This window comes from Georgenia halophila, assembly GCF_039541595.1.
The window spans coordinates 487,072-509,740 of record NZ_BAABGN010000002.1; the positions used below are offsets into that span (position 1 = coordinate 487,072).

19 protein-coding genes are annotated in these 22,669 nt (G+C 71.6%); 1 reads left to right on the forward strand and 18 read right to left on the reverse strand.

What is annotated here, in order from left to right:
- Nucleotides 1-7: 7 nt before the first annotated feature.
- The 15 genes from nuoL to ABD907_RS03800 form a co-directional block, all read right to left on the reverse strand.
- Complete coding sequence (nuoL, locus tag ABD907_RS03730; RefSeq protein ID WP_345215131.1) at nt 8-1,936, reverse strand: NADH-quinone oxidoreductase subunit L; 1,929 nt, start codon at nt 1,934-1,936, stop codon at nt 8-10.
- A gap of 11 nt (nt 1,937-1,947) precedes the next feature.
- A complete protein-coding gene (gene nuoK, locus ABD907_RS03735) occupies nt 1,948-2,247 on the reverse strand; it encodes an NADH-quinone oxidoreductase subunit NuoK (RefSeq protein WP_345215132.1) in 300 nt (99 codons plus the stop codon).
- Nucleotides 2,244-3,290, reverse strand: a complete 1,047-nt coding sequence (locus ABD907_RS03740; protein ID WP_345215133.1) for an NADH-quinone oxidoreductase subunit J — start codon at nt 3,288-3,290, stop codon at nt 2,244-2,246. The genes nuoK and ABD907_RS03740 overlap by 4 nt, the downstream gene beginning before the upstream one ends.
- Entirely contained in the window at nt 3,287-3,886 is a 600-nt protein-coding gene (gene nuoI / locus ABD907_RS03745) for an NADH-quinone oxidoreductase subunit NuoI (protein WP_345215428.1), read from the reverse strand. The genes ABD907_RS03740 and nuoI overlap by 4 nt, the downstream gene beginning before the upstream one ends.
- A 112-nt stretch (nt 3,887-3,998) precedes the next feature.
- Nucleotides 3,999-5,447 (reverse strand): NADH-quinone oxidoreductase subunit NuoH, encoded by a 1,449-nt coding sequence (gene nuoH, locus ABD907_RS03750; RefSeq protein WP_425555699.1) that lies wholly within the window; start codon nt 5,445-5,447, stop codon nt 3,999-4,001.
- Nucleotides 5,448-5,476: 29 nt separating this feature from the next.
- Nucleotides 5,477-8,113, reverse strand: coding sequence for an NADH-quinone oxidoreductase subunit G (locus tag ABD907_RS03755; RefSeq protein ID WP_345215134.1), 2,637 nt, complete (start codon nt 8,111-8,113; stop codon nt 5,477-5,479).
- Nucleotides 8,110-9,438 carry an NADH-quinone oxidoreductase subunit NuoF gene (nuoF, locus tag ABD907_RS03760; RefSeq protein WP_345215135.1) on the reverse strand — a complete coding sequence of 443 codons (1,329 nt, stop codon included), beginning with the start codon at nt 9,436-9,438 and terminating at the stop codon, nt 8,110-8,112. The genes ABD907_RS03755 and nuoF overlap by 4 nt, the downstream gene beginning before the upstream one ends.
- Nucleotides 9,435-10,421 (reverse strand): NADH-quinone oxidoreductase subunit NuoE, encoded by a 987-nt coding sequence (nuoE, locus tag ABD907_RS03765; RefSeq protein WP_345215136.1) that lies wholly within the window; start codon nt 10,419-10,421, stop codon nt 9,435-9,437. Before nuoE ends, nuoF begins: the two co-directional genes overlap by 4 nt.
- On the reverse strand, nt 10,422-11,783 hold the full coding sequence (locus tag ABD907_RS03770) for an NADH-quinone oxidoreductase subunit D (protein ID WP_345215137.1): 1,362 nt from the start codon (nt 11,781-11,783) through the stop codon (nt 10,422-10,424).
- Nucleotides 11,783-12,616: an NADH-quinone oxidoreductase subunit C gene (locus ABD907_RS03775; RefSeq protein ID WP_345215138.1), complete on the reverse strand. Its 834-nt coding sequence runs from the start codon at nt 12,614-12,616 to the stop codon at nt 11,783-11,785. Before ABD907_RS03775 ends, ABD907_RS03770 begins: the two co-directional genes overlap by 1 nt.
- A complete protein-coding gene (locus tag ABD907_RS03780) occupies nt 12,613-13,167 on the reverse strand; it encodes an NADH-quinone oxidoreductase subunit B (RefSeq protein WP_345215139.1) in 555 nt (184 codons plus the stop codon). Before ABD907_RS03780 ends, ABD907_RS03775 begins: the two co-directional genes overlap by 4 nt.
- 129 nt (nt 13,168-13,296) lie before the next feature.
- On the reverse strand, nt 13,297-13,659 hold the full coding sequence (locus ABD907_RS03785) for an NADH-quinone oxidoreductase subunit A (RefSeq protein WP_345215140.1): 363 nt from the start codon (nt 13,657-13,659) through the stop codon (nt 13,297-13,299).
- A 91-nt stretch (nt 13,660-13,750) separates the two neighbouring features.
- The gene (locus ABD907_RS03790; protein ID WP_345215141.1) at nt 13,751-15,109 is read right to left on the reverse strand and encodes a geranylgeranyl reductase family protein; all 1,359 of its coding nucleotides are present in this window, start codon (nt 15,107-15,109) and stop codon (nt 13,751-13,753) included.
- A gap of 110 nt (nt 15,110-15,219) precedes the next feature.
- Nucleotides 15,220-15,819 (reverse strand): hypothetical protein, encoded by a 600-nt coding sequence (locus ABD907_RS03795; protein WP_345215142.1) that lies wholly within the window; start codon nt 15,817-15,819, stop codon nt 15,220-15,222.
- Nucleotides 15,819-16,514: a demethylmenaquinone methyltransferase gene (locus ABD907_RS03800; RefSeq protein WP_345215143.1), complete on the reverse strand. Its 696-nt coding sequence runs from the start codon at nt 16,512-16,514 to the stop codon at nt 15,819-15,821. Before ABD907_RS03800 ends, ABD907_RS03795 begins: the two co-directional genes overlap by 1 nt.
- A gap of 119 nt (nt 16,515-16,633) precedes the next feature.
- Here ABD907_RS03800 and ABD907_RS03805 point away from each other — a divergent pair, with 119 nt between their 5' ends.
- The gene (locus ABD907_RS03805) at nt 16,634-18,046 is read left to right on the forward strand and encodes an isochorismate synthase (RefSeq protein WP_345215144.1); all 1,413 of its coding nucleotides are present in this window, start codon (nt 16,634-16,636) and stop codon (nt 18,044-18,046) included.
- Here the strand turns inward: ABD907_RS03805 and ABD907_RS03810 are convergent.
- From ABD907_RS03810 to ABD907_RS03820, 3 genes are all read right to left on the reverse strand, one after another.
- The gene (locus ABD907_RS03810; RefSeq protein WP_345215145.1) at nt 18,043-19,554 is read right to left on the reverse strand and encodes a trypsin-like peptidase domain-containing protein; all 1,512 of its coding nucleotides are present in this window, start codon (nt 19,552-19,554) and stop codon (nt 18,043-18,045) included. The genes ABD907_RS03805 and ABD907_RS03810 overlap by 4 nt on opposite strands.
- 174 nt (nt 19,555-19,728) lie before the next feature.
- The gene (gene menD, locus ABD907_RS03815; protein ID WP_345215146.1) at nt 19,729-21,432 is read right to left on the reverse strand and encodes a 2-succinyl-5-enolpyruvyl-6-hydroxy-3-cyclohexene-1-carboxylic-acid synthase; all 1,704 of its coding nucleotides are present in this window, start codon (nt 21,430-21,432) and stop codon (nt 19,729-19,731) included.
- A complete protein-coding gene (locus tag ABD907_RS03820; RefSeq protein ID WP_345215147.1) occupies nt 21,429-22,403 on the reverse strand; it encodes an o-succinylbenzoate synthase in 975 nt (324 codons plus the stop codon). The genes menD and ABD907_RS03820 overlap by 4 nt, the downstream gene beginning before the upstream one ends.
- Nucleotides 22,404-22,669 lie beyond the last annotated feature (266 nt).

The following is a 22,669-nucleotide window of genomic DNA, read 5'->3' on the forward strand; positions in this document are numbered from 1 at the left end:
CCTCTCCCTACACCCGTGAGGCGAGGACGACGACGAGGGCAAGCACGACGCCACCGAGCATGAGGGCGGCGTAGGACCGGACGTAACCGGTCTGGACCCGGCGCACCGCGGTGCCCAGGCCGGCCGTGGACCGGGCGATGCCGCGGACCACGCCGTCGACGACGGCGACGTCCGAGAAGACCAGCGCGCGGGTCAGGTACTGCGAGGGCCGCATGAACACGCCCTCGTTGACGGCGTCCTGATACAGGTCGTTGCGGGCCGCGCGGGTCAGCGCCGTGCCCTCCGGGGCATGGGCGGGCACCGGCCGCGCGCCGTAGCGCAGCCAGGCGATGACGGCGCCGAGAATCACGAGGCCGACGACCAAGACCTGGATTACCCGGACCGGCAGCACCGGCTCGTGGTGCTCGGGATGGCCGACGACCGGCTCCAGCCAGTGCACGAACACATCGCCCCAGGCGAGCAGCCCGCCGAGCGCGACGGACCCGATCGCGAGGACGATCATCGGGACGGTCATGAGCGCCGGGGACTCGTGCGGGTGCCGCACGGGGGTGCCCGGGCCGTCACCGGTCCCGGCGCCCTTCTCGGACCAACGGGCCTTGCCGTGGAAGGTCATGAAGAACAGCCGGGACATGTAGAACGCGGTGATGCCGGCGCCCAGGAGTGCCGCGATGCCGAACACCCAGGCCTGCCAGCCCTCGCCGGCGAACGCCGTCTCGATGATGGCGTCCTTGGACCAGAACCCGGAGAACGGGGGCACGCCGAGGATCGCGAGCCAGCCCATCATGAAGGTCAGCCAGGTGACCTTCATGAACTTCGAGAGGGCACCGAAGCCCCGCATGTTCACCGAGTCGTCCATGCCGTGCATGACCGACCCGGCGCCGAGGAACATGCCCGCCTTGAAGAAGCCGTGCGTGACCAGGTGGAAGATCGCGAAGGCGTAACCGACCGGTCCGAGCCCGGCCGCGAGCATCATGTAGCCGATCTGCGACATCGTCGAGGCGGCGAGGACCTTCTTGATGTCGTCCTTCGCGGACCCGACGATCGCACCGAACAGCAGCGTCACCGCACCGACGATCGCGACGACGAGGAGAGCCGTCGGTGATCCCGACAGCAGCGGCCCGGACCGCACCATGAGGTAGACGCCGGCGGTGACCATGGTCGCGGCGTGGATGAGCGCCGAGACCGGCGTCGGACCGGCCATCGCGTCGCCGAGCCATGCCTGCAGCGGAAACTGGGCCGACTTGCCGCAGGCCGCGAGGAGCAGCAGCAGGCCGGTGGCGGTGAGCACGGTCTCGTTCGCGTCGCCGGCGCCGCCGAGGACGGTGGCGAAGTCGACCGCGCCGAACGCCGTGAACATGACGGCCATCGCGAGGATGAGCCCGGCGTCGCCGACACGGTTCATGACGAACGCCTTCTTGGCGGCGACGGCGTAGTCCAGGTGGTGGTTCCAGAACCCGATGAGCAGGTAGGACGCCAGGCCCACGCCTTCCCAGCCCACGAACAGCAGCGCGTAGCTGTCGGCGAGGACGAGCAGCAGCATGGCCGCCACGAAGAGGTTGAGGTACGCGAAGAACCGCCGGCGGCCGGCGTCGTGCTCCATGTACGCGACCGAGTAGATGTGGATGAGGCTGCCGACGAAGGTCACGAGCATGACGAACGTCATCGACAGCGGGTCGACCCGCAGCCCGGCGTCGACGCTGAGGTCGCCCGCGGGGATCCACGTGAACAGGTGCACGTCCATGACCCGCTCCGCGGCGGGCATCGCGAACATCTGGACGAGGATCACGGCACCGACGACGAAGGCAGCCACGCTCGCCAGGACGCCGAGCCAGTGGCCCCAGCGGTCGGAACGGCGCCCGGCGACCAGCAGCAGGGCTGCCGACGCCGCCGGGATGGCGACGAGCAGCCAGGCGAGGTTTGATGTTGCAGAACCCACTCCGGCCCCCGTCAGTTCTTCAGCAGGTTGACGTCGTCGACCGACGCGGACCTGCGGGTTCGGAAGATGGACACGATGATGGCGAGGCCGACGACGACCTCCGCGGCGGCGACGACCATCACGAAGAAGGCGAGCACCTGCCCGGTCAGATCCCCGTGGATGCGGGCGAAGGTGACCAGGGCGAGGTTCGAGGCGTTCAGCATGAGCTCCACCCCGAGCAGCGCGATGATCGCGTTGCGTCGCAGCAGCACGGCGGTGGACCCGATGGCGAACAGGATGCCGGCCAGCACCAGGTAGTTCACGAGGCTCACTTGTCTGCCTCCTCGGTCGTGCCGCTCTCGGTCTCGGCGCTCTCGGTGTCGGGGCGCTGGATCAGCGGGCCCGCGCTCGCGGGGCGCTCGCCGCCCGTCAGCTCCGCGCTTCCGTCGGTGTCCTCACGGCCGGGCCACCACGGCTTCGGCGGGCCGTCACCGGGCATGGACGGCATCCGGGCCGTCGTCAGGGTGCGGGTGCCGTCCGCGCCGTGCGTGCCGGGGCCCTGCCCGGCCTTCGCCCGCGCCAGCGCCTCCGCCGTCTCCGGGCTGATCTCGGCGATGGTTCGCTCCTGCCCGCGGATGCGCAGGATGCGCGGCACCGAGACGTTGAGCGGCTCGCCCTCGGCGGACAGCGCCGGGAGATCCGCCGCGTTGGACCGGGCGTACACGCCCGGGGCGGGCAGCTGGGCGAGCCGGCCCTTGCCGGCCCGGTAGGCCGCCATCTTCGCGTCGGCGACCTCCTCCTGGGAGTACCTTCTGCCGATGCGCTCGCGGTGGGTGAAGGTGACCGCGCCGACGGCGGCGGTGATCAGCAAGGTTCCGGTCAGCTCCATGGCGAAGACGTGGTCGGAGAAGATCAGCCGGGCCACGCCCACCGGGTTGGTGTCGGCGTTCGCCGCCTCCAGACCGGCCGGTGCCGGCATCGTGACGCGCAGCACCACGGCCGCGAGCAGGGCGGCGAGGCCGAGTCCGGCGAGGCCGGCGACCCATCGCTGCCCCTTGATCGTCTCGTGGAGCGAGTCGGACGCGTCGACGCCGACGAGCATGATCACGAACAGGAACAGCATCATGATCGCGCCGGTGTAGACGACCACCTGGGCGACCCCGAGGAACGTGGCGCCCTGCGCGATGTACATGACCGCCAGGGAGATCATCACCAGGACGACGGCCATGGCGGCGTAGACCGAGCGCCTGGAGAACAGCAGTCCGAGGGCGCCGAGCACCATGATGGGGGCGAGCACCCAGAAGAGCACGGTCTCCCCGGTGGAGACCGTGACAGTCTGCGCGACGGCGGCCGGCATCGGGCCGGCGCCGATCAACGCCGTCCCCCGGTGGGCGTGACGTCCTGCGGCTGCGCCGTCTTCAGCGTCGGGTCGTCCGGACGGTGCTTGCGGACCCACTCCACCTGGCCCTCGGTGGGGCCGGTGACGTCACCGCGGTAGTAGTCGTCGTCGTCCGTGCCCTCGACCATGGGGTGCGGCGCGGCCAGCATGCCGTCGAGCATCGGGGCGAGCAGGTCCTGCTTCTCGTAGATGAGGCCCTCGCGCGTCGGACCCGAGAGCTCGAACTCGTTCGTCATCGACAGGGCACGGGTGGGGCACGCCTCGATGCACAGGCCGCAGAAGATGCAGCGCAGGTAGTTGATCTGGTACACGCGGCCGAACCGCTCCCCCGGCGAGTACTGCGCGTCCGCGGTGTTGTCCCCGCCCTCGACGAGGATCGCGTCGGCCGGGCAGGCCCAGGCGCACAGCTCGCAGCCGATGCACTTCTCGAGCCCGTCGGCGTACCGGTTCAGCTGGTGCCGGCCGTGGTAGCGCGGCTGTGTCGGCACCTTCTCGTACGGGTACTCCTCGGTCACGCTCGGCCGGAACATCGAGGAGATGGTCACACCGAACCCGGCGACCGGCGCGAACATGCGCGCCACCGGGCCCTTCTGGGCAGGCCCGAGCTCGGGTGGCAGGGAGCGCCGGCGCGAGACTTCCCGGCCTTCCCCTCCGCGCCGCTTGCTGCGGCCCACACTCCGGTCGTCAGCCATCGTCGCCCTCCTTCGGGGTGGTGCTCCTGGTGCTCGTGACCGCGCCGGCAGCGGCCTTGCGCTCGCGCTCCCGGCGCCGCTGCCGTGGCGACGGCGGCAGCTTCTGGCCCGGCAACGGTGGCACGGGGTAGCCGCCTTCGTACGGGTCGAAGGTCCTCTCGGCCGGGAGGACGTCGCCGGCGTCCTGCTCGCGGCGGGTCCGGGGCGTCGCCGCCGTGTCCCGCCTGTCCGGGCGGCCTCGCTGGCCGGGCTGCGTGGTCTGCTCGGCGTCGCCGTCCTTCTTCTCCGGCCACACGAGCAGGATCACCATGAGGACGGCGAACGTCCCGGCGATCCACATCAGCATCGTCTGCAGCCCGATGTCGGTGAACTGCCGCACGCCCTGGACGCCCGCGACGAGCACGACCCAGGCGAGGGCGCCGGGGATGAGGATCTTCCAGCCGAAGTTCATGAACTGGTCGTAGCGGAACCGCAGCAGGGTGGCGCGCAGCCAGAACATGAAGAACATGCAGGCCCAGACCTTGGCGATGAACCACAGCAGCGGCCACCAGCCCTCGTTCAGGGCGCCGTCGGCGATCGAGGACAGCGGCCACGGGGCGCGCCAGCCGCCGAGGAACAGGGTGGTCGCCACGGCCGAGACGTTGAACATGTTGATGTACTCGGCGAGGAAGAACCACGCGAACTTCATCGACGTGTACTCGACCATGTGCCCGGCGACGAGCTCACCCTCGGCCTCGGGGAGGTCGAAGGGCAGGCGGTTGACCTCGCCCACCATGGAACAGAGGAAGACGAGGAACGCCGGGGCGAGCGCGATCGCCCACCACAGCTCCGTCTGCGCGGAGACGATCTGCGAGGTGGACAGCGACCCGGAGACCAGGAACACGCTGACCAGGGCCAGTCCCATGCTGAGCTCGTAGGAGATGACCTGCGCCGAGGAACGCACGGAGCCGAGGAGCGGGTACGTCGAGTTCGACGCCCAGCCGCCCAGGACGATCCCGTACACGCCCATCGCCGTGATGGCGAGGATGTACAGCACCGCGACGGGCATGTCCGTCAGCTGCAGCGGGGTGACGACACCGAAGATCGACACCTCGGGGCCGAACGGGATGACCGCCATGACCAGCAGGGAGCTGGTGACGGCGATGAGTGGTGCGAGGACGTAGATGAGCTTGTCCGCGCCGCGGATGGAGAAGTCCTCCTTCAGGAGGAGCTTGATCGCGTCCGCCAGCGACTGCAGCAGACCGAACGGGCCGTGCACGTTCGGGCCCGTACGGGTCTGCATGCGGGCCAGGACCTTGCGTTCCGCCCAGATGGCGAGGAGCACGGAGACCAGCAGGAAGACGAGGATGGCGACGGCCTTGATGACCCAGATCCACCAGGTGTCGTTGCTGAAGTCCGCCGTGGGCGCGGCGACGGCGGCCATCACCTGGCCGTCGACCATGCCGCCGACGGCACCGGTCGTCGGGCCGTTCACTGGGCCACCTCCCCTGCGGAGAGCGTCACGACGGCGCCCGCGCCCGCGCCGAGCATCTCCGTGACTCGCGAGCCTGGTGAGTTCGCCGGCAACCACACGACGCGGTCCGGCATGGGCGTGACGGCCAGCGGCAGGCTGATCGAGCCGGCGGGACCGCCGACGGTGACGCGATCGCCGTCGACCACCCCGAGGGCGGCCGCGGTGTCCCGGTTGAGCCGGACGACCGGGCGGTGCGCGGTGCCGGCGAGGTGCGGTTCCCCGTCCTGACCGCGGCCGGCGTCGAGCTGCAGCTTCCACGTCGCGAGCACCGCCTGCCCGTCGCCGGCCGTCGGCGGCGGGGGCGGGGCGACGTCGAGCGCCGCGGCCCGGGCGGTGGCGCCGTTCTCGCCCAGCTCGGCCAGCTCGCGGTGAGCGTCCTGGAGGTCGTCGAGCCCGAGGTCGGTGCCGAGTTCCTCGGCGAGCGCCGCGAGGGCCTGCCGGTCGGACAGCGAGCGGGAGGCGAGCACCTGGCCGAAGGGACGCGGCCGGCCCTCCCAGCTGAGATAAGTGCCGGCCTTCTCCACCGGCGGGGCCACCGGGAGGACGACGTCGGCGTGCTCCGTGACCTCGGACCTGCGCACCTCGAGCTGCAGGACGAAACCCGCGGCGGCGAGCGCCTCTCGCGCCAGCACGACGTCCGGCAGGTCGACGAGCTCGGTGCCGCCGACGACGAGGCCGCCCAGCGCGCCGTCGCGCGCGGCGGTCAGGATGCCGGTGACGTCGCGGCCGGGCTCCGCCGGCAGGGACTCGACGCCCCAGACGGCCCCGGCGTCCACGCGGGCCTCGGCGTCGGTGAGGTCGCGGCCGCCGGGCAGCAGGCCCGGCAGCAGGCCGGCGTCGACGGCGCCGCGGTCACCGGCGCGGCGGGGCACCCAGGCCAACCGTGCACCGGTGCGCTCGGCGAGCGCGGCGACGGCGGTCAGGGTGCCGGGGATCTCGGCGGCCCGCTCACCGACGAGGATGACGGCGCCCGGCTCCGAGAGCCGGTCGGCGAGATCGGCCTGCTCTGCGCCGGTGCGCATGGCGGCGAGGGCGCTCGGCTCGGTGCCGGGAATCGCGTCGACGAGGTCGGCGCGCAGCTTGGCAGTGCCGCGGGTGGCCCAGGGAGCGATCGTCGCGACGGCCACCTTCCCGGCGAGCACGCCCTTGCGCAGCCGCAGGAAGATCGTGCCGCACTCCTCCTCGGGCTCCAGCCCGACCAGCAGGACCTGGCCCGCGTTCTCCAGGTCGCCGTAGGTGACCCCGAGGCCGCGAGCGGCCACATGCCGGGCGAGGAAGCTGGCCTCCTCGTCCGAGTGGAAGCGGGCGCGGTGGTCGATGTCGTTGGTGCCGAGGACCACGCGGGCGAACTTCGACCACGCGTAGGAGTCCTCGAGGGTCAGGTGCCCGCCCGGCAGGAGGCCGAGCCCGCCGGCCCCCTGGGCGCTCCGCAGACCAGTGGCGGCGACGTCGAGCGCGTCCGCCCAGCTGGTCGGCACGAGCTCGTCCGTGGTCTCGTCCCGGACCAGCGGCATGGTCAGGCGGTCCGGTGCCGCCTGCCACGTGAAGGCGAACCGGTCCTTGTCGGTGATCCACTCCTCGTTGACCTCGGCCTCCTCGCCGGAGAGCCGGCGCAGCACGACCCCGCGCCGGTGGTCGACGCGGATGGCGCTGCCGCTCGCGTCGTGCTCCGCGACGGACGGGGTGGAGACGAGGTCGAAGGGGCGCGAGCGGAACCGGTAGGACGCGGAAGTCAGGGCGCCCACGGGGCAGATCTGGATGGTGTTGCCGGAGAAGTAGGACGCGAACGGCCGGCCCGAGGTGTCGGCCTCGGCCACGCCGATCGGACCGACGGCGAGCCCGTCCGTCATGCCGGCCTCCCCCTTCGGTCCCACCATGTCGGTGGCGCGCACCATCGGCTCCGGGTCCCCGGAGGAGGTGAAGTGCAGGACGTGCTCGTCGAACGTGCCGATCTGCGAGCCGTTGACACCGTGGACCTCGTCGCCCGGCGCGCCCCCGCCGCGGCCCTGCAGCGCGATGAACGGGTCGCCGGCGATCTCGTCGGAGAACCGGGTGCACCGCTGGCACAGGATGCAGCGGTCGCGGTCGAGCAGGACCTCCGTGGAGACCTTGATCGGCTTGGGGAAGGTCCGCTTGACGCCGTCGAACCGGCTGATGGCGCGGCCGTTGCTCATCGCCTGGTTCTGCAGCGGGCACTCGCCGCCCTTGTCGCAGACCGGGCAGTCCAGCGGGTGGTTGATCAGGAGGAACTCCATGATCCCCTGCTGGGCCTTCTCGGCCACCTCGGAGGTGTGCTGGGTGGCGACGATCATCCCGGGGGTGGCCTCGAGCGTGCAGGAGGTCTGCGGCTTGGGCATCGGCCGGACGTTGCCCTCCCGGTCCGGGGCCGAGACGTCCACCAAGCACTGGCGACACGCACCGGCCGGCGCGAGCAGCGGGTGGTCGCAGAACCGCGGGATCTGGACCCCGGCCTGCTCGGCGGCCCGGATCACCAGGGTGCCCTTCGGCACCTGGACCTCGACACCGTCGATGGTGACGGTCAGCAGCTCGACCTCGGGCGCACCGGCGTCGGTCTTGTTGGTCGTGGCGGTCATCGGACACCTGCCTCGCTGAAGATGGCGGAGGCCTCGTAGGGGAACAGCTCCCAGGCCGGGGTGCTGGTTCCCGCCTCGAACTCGGAACGGAAGTGCTTGATCCCGCTCTGGATGGGTACGGCGGACGCGTCACCGAGGGCGCAGAACGAGCGCCCGGCGATGTTCCCGGCGACGTCCAGGAGGAGATCGATGTCGCTCTGCATGCCTTCGCCGGCCTCCAGACGGTGGAGCACCTGCTTCATCCAGTAGGTCCCCTCACGGCACGGGGTGCACTTCCCGCACGACTCGTGCGCGTAGAAGTCGGTCCACCGCGAGATGACCCGCACCACCGAGGTGGTGTCGTCGAAGACCATCAGAGCGCGGGTGGCGAGCATGGACCCGGCGGCCCCGACGGACTCGTAGTCGAGCGGGACGTCGAGCTCGGCCTCTGTGAGGATCGGTGTGGAGGAGCCGCCCGGCGTCCAGAACTTCAGCCGGTGACCCTCACGGACGCCGCCGGCCATCTCGATCAGCTCGCGCATGGTGATGCCGAGCGGGGCCTCGAACTGCCCGGGGTTCTGCACGTGCCCGGAGACCGAGAACAGGGCGTGGCCCGCGGACTTCTCGGTGCCCATCGCGGTGAACCAGTCGACGCCGTTGGCGATGATGCCCGGCACCGAGGCGATGGACTCGACGTTGTTCAGGACCGTCGGGCGCGCGTACAGGCCGGCGACGGCCGGGAACGGGGGCTTCAGGCGCGGCTGGCCGCGCAGTCCCTCGAGGGAGTCCAGCAGGGCCGTCTCCTCGCCACAAATGTAGGCGCCTGCGCCGGCGTGCACGGTGATCTCCAGGTCGAAGTCACGGTTCGGGCCCATGCCCTTGCCGACGAGTCCGGCCTCGCGGGCCTCCCGCACGGCGGCCATCAGCCGGCGATAGACGTGCACGGTCTCCCCGCGCAGGTAGATGAAGGCGTGGTGGCCCCCCATGGCGTACGACGTGATGGCGACGCCCTCCACGAGGCTGTGCGGGTTCGCCAGCATCAGGGGGATGTCCTTGCAGGTGCCCGGCTCGGACTCGTCGGCGTTGACCACGAGGTAGCGCGGCCCGCCGTCGGGCGCGGGCAGGAACGACCACTTCAGTCCCGCGGGGAAGCCGGCGCCGCCACGGCCGCGCAGGCCGGAGGCCTTGACCTCGCCGATCACGTCCTCCGGCGCCATGGTCAGGGCGCGCTCCAGGCCGGCGTAGCCGCCGTGGGCCCGGTAGGTGTCGAGCTTCCAGGGACGCTCGGCGTCCCAGATGTCGGAGAGGACCGGCGACAGCCGGTCGACCGTGAACTGACGGCTCATCGCTGGTCCTCCTTCGCGGCAGGGTCTTCGTCGTCGTCGGCGTCGCCGGAGCTCCCGGTGGCGGTGGTGCCGTCCTCGGGGGCGCCCGTCCCGGCCCTGCCCGGCCGCTCGGCCGAGGCCGGCTCGGCGGAGACATCCGCGCCACCGGTCGGGCGACGCTCGGCCGACGAGAGCTCGTCGGCCACCGGCTGCCGACCGGACGCCTCGGCGCCGGCGACGTCGACGCCGGGCTCGGTGGTCTCCTCGCCCGGTCCCTGCGGCGGTGCCTCCTCGGCCGGCCGCGGCGCGCGCCAGTCGTTGTCCCGGGCGATGCGCAGCCCGAGCAGCGTGGCCTCGCCGGCCGCGACGCCCTCGTCCGCGCGGCCGTCCTCGAAGCCGGCGAGCACGTGGGAGATCTCCTTGAACGTGGAGACCGTGTCGGCCCCGCGGGTGGGGTGCACCGGCCGGCCGGCGGTGATGGTGTCGACCAGCTCGACGGCGGAGGTCGGGTTCTGGTTGTCGAAGAACTCCCAGTTGACGACGATCACGGGTGCGTAGTCGCAGGCCGCGTTGCACTCGACCTGCTCGAGCGTGATCTTGCCGTCCGGCGTCGTCTCGTCGTGACCGACGCCGAGGTGCTCGCTGAGCCGGTCCCAGATGATGTCGCCACCCATGACGGCGCACAGCGCGTTGGTGCACACACCGACCGTGTACTCACCGTTGGGATGACGCTTGTACTGGGTGTAGAAGGTCGCGACGGCGCTGACCTCCGCACGCGTCAGGCCGAGGATGTCGGCGCACAGCGCGATGCCCCGAGGAGAGACGAACCCGTCCTCGGCCTGGACGAGGTGCAGCATCGGCAGCAGGGCCGAGCGGGACTGGGGGTAGCGGGAGATGATCTCGGCGGACTCGGTGCGCAGGCGCGCCTCGACCTCGGCGGCGAAGGTCTCGCGTGACGAGCCGGGCTGAGGGGACTGACCGGACGCTGTAGGCAAGGCACTCATCTAGCGGTCCACACCTCCGAGGACAGGGTCGATCGACGCGAGGGTGACCACGACGTCGGCGAGCTGGCCACCTTCGGTCATGATCGCCGTCGACTGCAGGTTCGAGTACGACGGGTCACGGAAGTGCGCCCGGTACGGGCGCGTGCCGCCGTCGGAGACCACGTGGACACCGAGAATGCCACGCGGGTGCTCGATGGCCTCGTGGGCCTGCCCGGCGGGTACGCGGAAGCCCTCGGTGACCAGCTTGAAGTGGTGGATGAGCGACTCCATGGAGGTCGACATGATCTCCCGGATGTGCTCGAGGCTGTTGCCCTGCCCGTCGGCGCCGACCGACAGCTGCGCGGGCCAGGCGATCTTCTTGTCGGCCACCATGACCGGTCCGGGTGTCTTGTCGATCCGTTCCAGAACCTGCAGGACGATCTTGATGGACTCGTAGCACTCGTCGAACCGCACCATGGTGCGGTTGTAGCTGTCTGAGTAGTCGCGGGTGGGCACGTCGAAGTCGTACGTCTCGTACCCGCAGTACGGCTGGCTCTTGCGCAGGTCCAGCGGCAGGCCGGCCGCGCGCACGGACGGGCCGGTCAGGCCGAGCGCCATGGCGGCGGAGAGCGAGACGTAGCCGATCTTCTCCTGGCGCAGCTTGAAGATCGGGTTCTCCTGCGCCAGGTCCTGCAGCTCCTTAACCGACAGCCGGATGTTGGGCAGCAGCTCGCGCACGTAGTCGGTGGTCCCGGGCGGCAGGTCCTGGGCGACGCCACCGGGCCGGACGTACGCGTGGTTCATCCGCAGACCGGTGATGCGCTCGAAGATCCGCAGGATGTCCTCGCGGCCCCGGAAAGCCACCGTCATCATCGTGGTCGCGCCGAGCTCGTTGCCGCCGGTGCCGATGGCGACGAGGTGGGAGGCGATCCGGTTGAGCTCCATCACCAGGACACGGATGAGGGTGGCGCGTTCGGGCACCTCGTCGGTGACGCCGAGCAGCTTCTCGACGGCGAGGCAGTAGGCGACCTCCTGGTAGAAGGGCGCGACGTAGTCCATGCGCGTGCAGAACGTCACGCCCTGGGTCCAGGTCCGGAACTCCATGTTCTTCTCGATGCCGGTGTGCAGATACCCGGTGCCGAGGCGCAGCTCGCGGACGGTCTCGCCGTCGAGCTCGAGGATCACGCGGAGCACCCCGTGGGTGGAGGGGTGCACCGGCCCCATGTTGACGACGATGCGCTCCTCGCCGAGGCGCTCGGCCTCGGCGGCGATCTCGGCCCAGTCGCCGCCGTCGGCGACGAACTCCGGGCCTTCGAAGGTGTCGGAGGCCGGGCCGGCCGCGGTCGGCCCGGTGGAGGCGGAAGTGTCTGTCGGCTGCACCATCAGTGGTACGACCTCCGGCTGTCGGGCGGCGGGACGACGGCACCCTTGTACTCCACGGGGATGCCGCCGAGCGGATAGTCCTTGCGCTGGGGGTGACCGACCCAGTCGTCGGGCATGAGGGAGCGGGCGAGATCCGGGTGGCCCTCGAAGACGATGCCGAACATGTCCCAGGTCTCACGTTCGTGCCAGTCGTTGCCCGGGTAGGTGTCGGAGACGCTGGGGATGCGGGCGTCGTCGTCGGGGCAGGTGACCTCGAGCCGCAGGTTGCGGTTGTGCGTGACGGACATCAGGTGGTAGACGGCGTGCAGCTCGCGACCGGCGTCGTGGGGGAAGTGGACGCCGGAGACGCCGAGGCACAGCTCGAAGCGCAGGTCCTGGTCGTCGCGCAGCGCGAGGCAGACCACCGGGAGGTGCTCGCGGGCGACGAAGATGGTCAGCTCGCGGCGGTCGACGACCACCTTCTCCAGGGCCTCGTCGGGATCGATGCCCTTCTCGCGCAGGATCTCGACGAGGATGTCGACGACCTCGTCGAACCAGCCGCCGTAGGGCCGTTCCGAGGCGGGCGGCATGGCGACGGTGGAGACCAGTCCGCCGAAGCCGGACGTGTCACCGCTGCCCTCGACCCCGAACATTCCCCGGCGGGTCTCGACGACCTCGAGGCGGGTGCGCGCCCCCGCCTCGGCGGGCATGTTCTGCGAGCCGGCCTCGAGCGCGGCCGCGGTGGCCTTCTGGCCGACGTCGGAGTCCGTGGCGCCCGGCTTGACCGTGCGAGCGGCGTCCTGCTCCTCGGCCTTCTTGTCGTCGGCCTTGTTCGCGCCGTCAGTCTCGCTCACGCCAGCAAGCCCTTCATCTGGTGCGTCGGGGTGGCGGCCAGCGCGGCCTCCTCGGCCTTGCGTGCGGCCTCCTCGCGGTTGACCCCGAGCGGTGCGTTCTTGATCTGCTCGTGCAGCTCGACGATCGAGTTGATGAGCATCTCCGGCCGCGGCGGGCAGCCGGGCAGGTAGATGTCCACGGGCACGACGTGGTCGACGCCCTGGACGATCGCGTAGTTGTTGAACATCCCGCCCGAGGATGCGCACACGCCCATCGAGATGACCCACTTCGGCTCGGGCATCTGGTCGTAGATGTTGCGCACGACGGGGGCCATCTTGTGGCTCACCCGGCCAGAGACGATCATCAGATCGGCGTGCCTCGGTGAGGCGCGAAAGACCTCCATGCCGTAGCGCGAGATGTCGAACCGGGGTGTGCCGACGGCCATCATCTCGATGGCGCAACAAGCCAGGCCCATGGTGACCGGCCACACGGAGCCCTTGCGGGCCAGGCCCACGATCTTCTCGACGGTGCCGAGCGCAAACCCGGCCGGCGCCTTCTCTTCGATACCCACTTAGGCTCCTCTCTGCCTGTGGTCGGGATTCCTCGCACTACGTTCGTTCCTCACTCGTGCTCGTTATCCCTGTGCTCGTGGTCGGGATTCCTCGCACTACGTTCGTTCCTCACTCGTGCTCGTTATCCCTCAGTCCCACTCGAGCCCGCCGCGGCGCCACTCGTACACGAACGGCACCGTGATGAGGGCGATGAAGCCGAGCATGGCCACGAGACCGAAGACGGCCAGCTCGGAGAACGCGACCGCCCACGGGTAGAGGAAGACGACCTCGATGTCGAAGATGATGAAGGTCATCGCGACGAGGTAGTACTTCACCGGGAACCGGCCGGCGTTCGGGGCGCGTGGCGTCGGGTCGACACCGCACTCGTAGTTCGCGACCTTGACGCGGTTGTAACGCTTCGGCCCGACGATGACGCTCGTGGCGATGCCGCCGAGCGCCATCACGGCGGCGACGGCCGCCATGATGAGCAGCGGGACGTACGGGTTCGTCATCGTTCCTCCGTCGATTCTGCACCGCGCCGGTCGTCGACAATCGTGACGACCGTCTTGGCGCCAGCGTACGACGTCAGCCGGGCGTGATTTGTCATGAGGCCGGCGCCAGCTTCGTCAGCGCGGTGATCGTGCGGTCCATCCAGTCGCCGTCGCGGCGGTCGAAGCCGTCGGAGAGCAGCTTCATCGTGAACCGCATGAGCGTGGGCCTGGGCAGGCCGTGCCGGACACACAGTCGCATGATCTCGGGCCGCTCGATGATGTGGGCGAACGCCTGCCCGAGCGAGTAGTAGCCGCCGAGCTCCTCGGCAAGGATCTTCGGGTACGTGCGCAGGGTCTTCTCCCGCTCGTAGCCCGAGGAGCGGGCGAGCGACTGGGAGACCACGTCCGCGGCGATGCGACCGGACTGCATCGCGTACGCGATGCCCTCGCCGTTGAACGGCGAGACCATCCCGCCGGAGTCGCCGACCAGCAGCAGCCCCTTGCGGTAGTGCGGCCTGCGGTTGAACGCCATGGGCAGCGCCGCGCTGCGCAGCTCGCCGATCTGGTTCTCGGGGGTGAGCTCCCACTCCTCGGGCGCGTTGCGCATCCAGGTGCGGAACATGGCCTTGTAGTCGAGGCCGGTCGGCTTGGCCGTCGAGGAGAGCGACCCGAGGCCGACGTTGACCGTCCCGTCCCCCAGCGCGAACAGCCAGCCGTATCCAGGCATGAGGTTCGACCTGCCGGGCTCGCCGTCCCAGAGCTCGAGGTGAGACTCCATCATCGGGTCGTCGTGGCGCGGCGACCTGAAGTAGGTGCGTACGGCCACGCCCATGGGCCGGTGGAAGTCCTTCTCGATGCCCATGGCGGTGGCCAGCCGGGCGGAGACCCCGCCGGCGTCGACGACGACCGGGGCCCGGAAGGCGACCTCCTCGCCGGTACGCCGACCTGCGTCGTCGACCGGTTTGGCGACCACGCCGAGGATGCGGCCGGAACGCTCGTGCAGGATCGGCCCGGTGACGGCCATGCCCTCGCGCAGAGTGGCACCTGAGGCGACGGCGTGCCGGGCGAGAGTCTCGTCGAGATTCGTCCGGGAGCGGGCAAGACCGTAGGACGGCATCTCGGCCAGCTCGGGCCAGGGCAGCTCGATGGTGTGGCCGGCGCCGTGGGTGCGCAGTCCCCAGTTGCGGATCCAGCCGTCCGACTCCTCGGTGGGCACGCCCATGCGAATGAGCTCGGCGACGGCGCGGGGGGTCAGGCCGTCTCCACAGACCTTGTCGCGCGGGAAGCGGCCCTTCTCCAGCAGCAGGACCTCGAGCCCGGTCTGGGCCAGGTAGTGCGCGGCGGCGGCCCCTGCGGGACCGGCCCCGACGACGATGACGTCGGCCTCACCCTCGGTGCGCCCGGATGTGCTCGGCGTGAGCGCGACGGGGTCAGGCGGCGTCTCAGCACGCGCAGCTGTACCCAACTTCATCGCTCCAGGGCTGGTGTGGGCCGGTCGGCCCTGACGCTGGAAGTCTACAAACGGCGGGCCCCAGAATCTTGTTAGGTACACCTAACCCGCCAGCGTGCGCGAGGGCCGGGTCAGGAGGCGGCGGGGGGAGGTTCCTGCCCCTGGCAGGCAGCGCCGGCGCCGACCCGCACGGTCTCCTGATCCTCGCCCTGGCGCACGGTGATCTCGACGCACGTCGGCTCGTCGACCCGGAAACCGCCCGCGAAGGCGAGCCAGCCGTTCCCGGGGCAGCCCTCGGTGGTGATCGACGGCCCGGGCTCGGCCGACCCCCAGGCGACGGACGCGGTGGCCGGCTCCTCGAGCTCGAGCGAGACAGCCGCGCCCGCGCGGATCAGCAGGCCGGTCTTGGCGAAGTAGCCGGTACCCGGGCCGTCTTCGCGCCGAGCCGCCTGCAGCGCCGTCGGCGCGCTCTCGGCTGTCGGCAGCGCGACGGCGCCGAGGATGGTCTGGTAGTCGCCGGCCGGCTCGGCGTCCTGATCGATGACGTCGCTGCACGCCAGCTCGCCTTCGCTGTCCTGGGAGGTCGACGGCCCAGCTTTCCCACCGGAGTCCGCTCCCCCACGGGACTCGTCACCGGTGCAGCCGCCCGCGACGAGGGCTCCAGCCAGGGTCAGGGCGACGAGGCCGCGGGACCTCACCTGCTCCGTGCCATCGGCCCGTACTCGTGCCATCAGTCCGGGCGGACCGCACGGTGGATTGCGACGATGCCACCGGAGAGGTTCCGGTAGGCGACGTCGTGCCAGCCCGCGCGACGGATGGTGCGTCCGAGCGCGACCTGGTCCGGCCAGCTGACGATGGACTCGGCCAGGTACGTGTACGCCTCGGTGTTCGACGCCACGAGCGAGGCCAGCGTCGGCAGCGCCGTACCGAGATAGAACTGGTAGGCCGCGCGCAACGGTGTCCAGCTGGGCCGCGAGAACTCGCAGACCACGAGCCGGCCGCCCGGCCGCGTCACGCGCATCATCTCGCGGAGCGCGCGATCGGTCTCCGCGACGTTGCGCAACCCGAACGAGATCGTCACGACGTCGAAGGTCTCGTCGGCGAACGGCAGCTGCATGGCGTCGCCGGCGACGAAGGAGAGGTCGGGCCGACGGCGCTTGCCGACGTCGAGCATGCCGGTGGAGAAGTCGCAGGGGACGACGTCGATCCCGGCGTCCGCGTACTCCTCGGACGAGGTGCCGGTGCCGGCGGCGAGATCGAGGACCTTGTCCCCGGACCGGGCACCACCCGCCTTGCGCGTCGCGACTCTCCAGATGCGGTCCTGGCCGAGGGAGAGGACGTCGTTCGTGACGTCGTACCGGCGCGCGACCCCGTCGAACATGCCCGCGACGTCGCGGGGGTCCTTCTCCAGGCTCGCTCGGTTCATGGTCGGCCTCCTCTGCAGCAGCGCTGCGGCGTCCCTCCGCGGGGGCTACTCGCACTCATGCGGTCATCATCCCAGGTCCGGTGTGTCTGGCCAGGCCCGCGGCAGTACCGTTACGGACGATGCCAGACTCGCCCAGCTCGTCCACCGGCGCCACGCCCCGATCGCGGGCCGCCGGACTGTCCGGCGTCCCGGCGCTCACCCCGGTCCCCACACCGGACACCGCGCCCGACCTGCACGTCCGGACCTTCCCGATCCCGGATCCCGGGGACCTGGTCGCGCTGCTTCCGCACCGAGAGGCGATCCGCACGTTCACCTGGGTCCGGCGCGGCGACGGCCTGGTCGGGTGGGGCGAGGCGCTGCGCATCGAGACGTCCGGGCCGGAACGCATTCGCGAGGCCGACACGGCGTGGGCGCGTGCGCTGGCCGGCATGGCCGTCGACGACGATGTCGACGTGCCGGGGACCGGTCCGGTGGCGTTCGGGTCGTTCGCGTTCTCGCCTGCCTCACCGTCCGGCGGCGTGCTCGTGGTCCCGGAGGTCGTCGTCGGGCGGCGTGACGGGCGGGCGTGGATGACGATCGTCTCCGCCTCGGAGAACACGCCCGACAACGACGCCGCAACCCCGCCGACGCTGCCCGAGCCCGAACCAGTCACGGCGCCCGGCTCGGTGACCTACACCGACGGCGCGCTCGACGCCGAAGACTGGGTGCGAGCGGTCGCGGCCGTGATCGACCGGATCGCGACCGGGGAGGTGTCGAAGGTCGTCATGGCCCGCGACGTCCTGGCCCGGACGGAGCACCAGGTGGACGTGCGTCACCTGCTGCGACGGCTGACCGCCGGCTACGAGTGGTGCTGGACCTTCAGCGTGGACGGCCTCGTCGGGTCGACCCCGGAGCTGCTGGTCCGCCGGGAGAAGGGCCTGGCGGCGAGCCGGGTGCTGGCCGGCACCATCCGGCGCACCGGGGACGACGCCGCCGACCTGCGCCACGCGGCCGAGCTGGCACGGTCGTCGAAGGACCTCGAAGAGCACGAGATCGCCGTCGCGTCCCTCGTGCGGGCGCTGCAGCCGTACTGCGCGTCGATCAACGTGCCGGAGGCGCCCTTCGTGCTTCACCTGCCGAACGTCATGCACCTCGCCACGGACATCACCGGCGTGGTCGACGGCGCCTTCGGTCATCCGAGCACGTTCCCGTCCCACTCCCCCGGCGGACTCGGGCCGTCCAGCCTCGCGCTGGCCGCCGCCCTGCACCCGACGGCCGCCGTGGGCGGGACCCCCACCCCGGCGGCGACGGCGATCCTGGCCGAGGCGGAGACGATGGACCGCGGGCGCTACGCCGGGCCGGTGGGATGGATCGGTGCCGACGGCGACGGCGAGTGGGGCATCGGTCTCCGCTCTGGGGAGGTCAGCCCCAGGGACGAGTCCTCGGTCCGGCTCTTCGCCGGCTGCGGGATCGTCGCCGCCTCGGACCCGAGGGCCGAGCTCGCCGAGGCGGACGCGAAGCTCGAGCCCATGCGGGAGGCACTGGGCGGTTAGCCCTTCTCGTCCTCGCGGGTGGCGAGCTGGGCGGTGACCTCCATCCGCTCACCGTCACGGACGACGTCCAGGGTCACCTCGTCCCCGCTGGAGTACTGGCGGACGAACCCGGTGAGGGACTCCGCGCCGGTGACGGTGTCGCCGTTGATGCCGATGATCACGTCACCCACCTGGAGGCCCGCCTCCTGGGCCGGGGTCCCGGGCTCGACCTGCTGGACCTGTGCACCGGTGCGGCGGGCGTCGTTGACCTCGGTGGCCCCGTCCGAGAGGTAAACCCCGAGGTAGGCGTGCTCGGCCACGCCGTTCGCGATCAGCTGGTCGGCGATCTGGGAGGCCAGGTCGACCGGGATGGCGAAACCGAGACCGATGCTGCCCTGCGAACTCGCGCCCGGCAGGCCGGCGATCGAGCTGGTGATGCCGATGACCCGGCCGGTGGCGTCGAACAGGGGTCCGCCGGAGTTGCCGGGGTTGATGGCGGCATCGACCTGGATGGCGTTGGTGGTCACGGTCGTCCCGTCCTGACCCGGCGCCTGCTGGCTCTGGTTGGTGGTCACGGGCCGGTCGACGGCCGAGACGATGCCGGTGGTGGCGGTGGAGCTGAGGCCGAGCGGGTTGCCGACCGCCATCACGGGGTCACCGACGACGATGTCCTCCGAGGAGCCGAGAGTCGCGGGCTCGAGGTTGTCCGGCGGGTCGCTCAGCGTGATGACGGCGAGGTCGGTCGCCGGGTCGAGGCCGGTGACGTCGGCCTCGTACTGCCGCCGGTCGGAGAGGGTGACGAGGATGTTCTCGGCGCTGCCGACCACGTGGTCGTTGGTCAGGATGTTGCCCTGGTCATCCAGGATCACTCCCGAGCCCTGGCCGCCGCCGTTGCCGGTCTGCACCTGGATGGCGACGACGGAGGGGCGGACGGCGTCCGCGACGTTCGCCCAGTCGGGATCGTCGGTGGTGGAGGTCACGACGGGACCTGCGGTGGAGCCGCTGCCACCCGGGTCGGCGACCTGCGCCTGACCGCCGGTGTCGTCGTCGAAGGCGCCGGTCAGGCCGGCGGTGCCCACGCTGGCGAGCAGCGCCGCCGCGGCCGCCATCGCGACGACCGCGCCCCAGCCGGGACGGCGCTTCCGGTCCTGCGGCCGCTGCTCCGGCGCTGCCGGACCGTATCCGGCCGCCTCGGCCGAGGTGGGCGCGGAGTGGCCGGAGCCGTACGAGTGCGAGCCGTAGCCATGGGGGCCGTACGGTCCCTGGCTGTACTGGTGCGCGGGGTTCGGATCCGGGCCGTAGCGGTTGCCGCCGTACTGGTCGGAGCCGTACTGGTCGGAGCCGTACTGGTCGGAGCCGTACTGGTCGGAGCCGTACTGCTGGGCGTAGTCGCCGCGGTTGGGGTCCTGGGCGCCGTGCTGGCCATGCTCGCTGCCCTGCCAGGACCTCGGAGAGGCAGGCGACGGCCAGGAGGCCGGGTACGGCTGGTTTCCGTCGTTCGGCCTGTTGGCGTCGTTCGGGGTGCTCATCGGAGTCTCCAAGATCGCGTCGTGGCTCACTGAATGACTCCATGAGACACCGGGCACCTGGGGTCCCGCTTGTCGAAACCTGGGAGTTCGCTGGGTCGAGCAGGCCGCCCGAGGGTCCGCTCGACCGAGCGAAGCGCGTCCTCGGCCGAGCACGATGTCGCGGCGCGGGAGACGTCAGCCGAGGACCGGGCGAACGGCGCGGGAGACGGCGGCGGCGAGCTCGCGGCGTCGCGCGCGGATGTTCGAGCGGTCGACCGCGACCTCGACGACGGACCGGCCTCGCAGCGGGGCCTGGAGCGTGGCGCGGAGGTCTCCCGCCGTCGTGACGCGGACGTAGCGCGCCCCGTATGCGGCGGCGAGGGCGGCGAGGTCGACGTCCTGCGGTGTGCCGAAGAGCCGTTCGTACGTGGCCGCCCGCTCCGGCGCGCCGTGCTCGAGGGTGGCGAAGATGCTCCCGCCGCCGTCGTTCGCCACGACGACCTGGAGGTCGACGTCGCACTCGAGGGCACCGCGGGCGAGGGAGCCGGCGTCGTGCAGGAAGGTCAGGTCGCCGACGAGGGCGCGCACCGGCAGGTCCAGGCCGAGCGCGACACCGGTCGCGGTGGCCAGAGTGCCGTCGATGCCGGCCAGCCCGCGGTTCGCGAGGACCGGTGGAGCGCCGTCGGCCGCCGGTGGGGCGATCAGGTCGAGGTCGCGGATCGGGTTGGAGGAACCGACGACGAGCGCTCCGACGCCGCGGGCGGCCCAGGTCTCACCCGCGACCTGGAGGCCGTCCAGACCTGGGCCCTCGGTGCCGGCGTCGAGAGAACGCTCGATCACGGTGGTGGCCGCCTCGGCGGCCCGCTGCCAGCTGGTGAGCCATTCCTGACCGGCCATTCGCCCCGGACCTGGGGCGACGTCCTGAAGATCGACGGCGCCGACCACGCGGCTCGCGGTGCCGGCCACGTCGGTCCACGCACCGTGGGGCGCGACGACGACGACCTCCACGTCCGCGCGCCCGAGAAGGCCACTGACCGGCCGGGAGAGCGTGGGATGGCCCAGGAGCACGACCCGCTCGACGGCACCCCCGAGCGCCGGCTCGGTGAGGAGGAGGCGGTACGGGCCGATCGCCGTCGGCCCGGAACGGGCACCCGAGGTCGGTTCGGCCAGGAGCGGCCAGGCGGCCTGCTCGGCGAGCGCTCGTGCCGCGGGGCCTGCGCCGTCGCCCGCGACGACGACGGTGCGCGGTCCGCGCGGCAGGGTTGCGGCGGCCGGGGCGGACGTCGGCGCGACGACGTCGCGGTGGGTCGGAGGCGCACCCGCGTTCCAGGGCGCCTCCGGTACCAGCGGGTCGCGCAGGCCGATGTTGAGATGCACCGGTCCCGGGTCGTTGGTGCGCAGGCCGCGGGCCGCGGCGAGGGCGCGGGTGACGATCTGCGCGAGGGACCCCGGGGCCGGGGCGGCCGGGAGGTCGACGGCGTGCCGGACGGCGGCGCCGAAGATGCCGACCTGGTCGGTGGTCTGGTTGGCGCCGGTGCCGCGCATCTCGTGGGGACGGTCGGCACTGAGCACGATCAGCGGCACGCCGGAGTGAGCGGCCTCGAGCACGGCGGGGTGGAGGTTGGCGACGGCCGTGCCGGAGGTGGTCACGACCGCGACCGGGCGGCCGCTCCCGCGGGCGATGCCGAGGGCGAGGAACCCGACGCCCCGCTCGTCGAGCCTGACGTGGAGGGTGAGCCAGCCGGCGCGTTCGGCGTCGTGGAGCGCGTAAGCCAGCGGGGCACTCCTGGAGCCGGGTGCGAGGACGACGTGCCGGACGCCGTGGGCCACCAGTGCGATGACCAGGGTGCGGGCGGTGGCGGTCGCGCTCGTGGCCTCGTTCGCGGAACCGGCGATCACCGGATGACCGCCAGGGACGCGGTCACGTCGGTGAGGCGGTCGTCCCAACGTGCCGTGACGCCGTCGTCGGCATTGACGGCGGCGAGGGTCTCGGTGGTGGGTGCCGGGCGGCGGACCTCGATGGCGCCACCGTCGGGAAGAAGCGGATCGGCGACGGCGTCGCGCTCGAGGAGGTGGACGGTGGCGAGCCCGCAGGCGTACGGCAGGTTCGGGAGGGCGGCGGCGAGAGCGAGGCCGGCGGCGATCCCGACCGAGGTCTCGAGGGCCGAGCTGACGACGACGGGCAGCGCGACCTCCTCGGCGAGGCGCAGGCAGGCGCGGACGCCGCCGAGGGGCTGGACCTTGAGGACGACGATGTCGGCCGCCTCGGCGCGACGCACGGCCTGGGGGTCCTCGGCCCGGCGTACGGACTCGTCGGCCGCGATGGGGACATGGGTGCGGCGGCGCAGGGCGGCAAGGTCATCGACGCTCGGGCAGGGCTGCTCGGCGTACTCGAGTCCGCCGGCAGCGCGGTCGAGTTGGGTCAGGCGATCGAGTGCCGTGTCCAGGTCCCAGGCCGCGTTGGCGTCGATACGGATATGTCCGTCTGGGCCGAGGGCGTCGCGGACGGCTTCGAGCCTGGCCTGCTCGTCGGCGAGGCTTTGGCCGGGTTCAGCGACCTTGACCTTCGCGGTGGCGCAGCCTCCGGAGGCGGTGACGATCCGGTGGGCCTGCTCCGGTCCGACGGCGGGGACGGTCACATTCACCGGGATGGAGGTGCGGACGGGGTCGGGCCACCCTTCGTCGGCGGCCTCGAGACCCGCGCGCAGCCAGGCGGCCGACTCTGCCGCGTCGTAGTCCCAGAAGGGTGAGAACTCGCCCCAGCCCGCCTCACCGCGAAGGAGGACGCCCTCGCGGACGGTGATCCCGCGGAAGCGGGTGCGGAGCGGGACCGCGTATGTGGCGCGGACCGCGGGCGGGGCTGCGGGCATGGTGGCCAGGATAGGCGGATGGTGGGGCCGGGCCTGCAGCCGGGTTGTTCGGGACCGGCAGGGAGACTGTTCGGCCGACCCTTCGCGAGGCGGGTCGCCTCCCCCGTCGAGATGTGACCATTCCTCCGTCGAGATGTGGCGAGCACGTCCGCCACGTCACGGGCGGCGAGTAAATCGACAGCCACTTCGTCGACAGTGTGCCACTCCCGTGATACAAAGTGTGTCACTCCATTGATACGGACCGCCCCGGGGGTCGTGAAGTGATG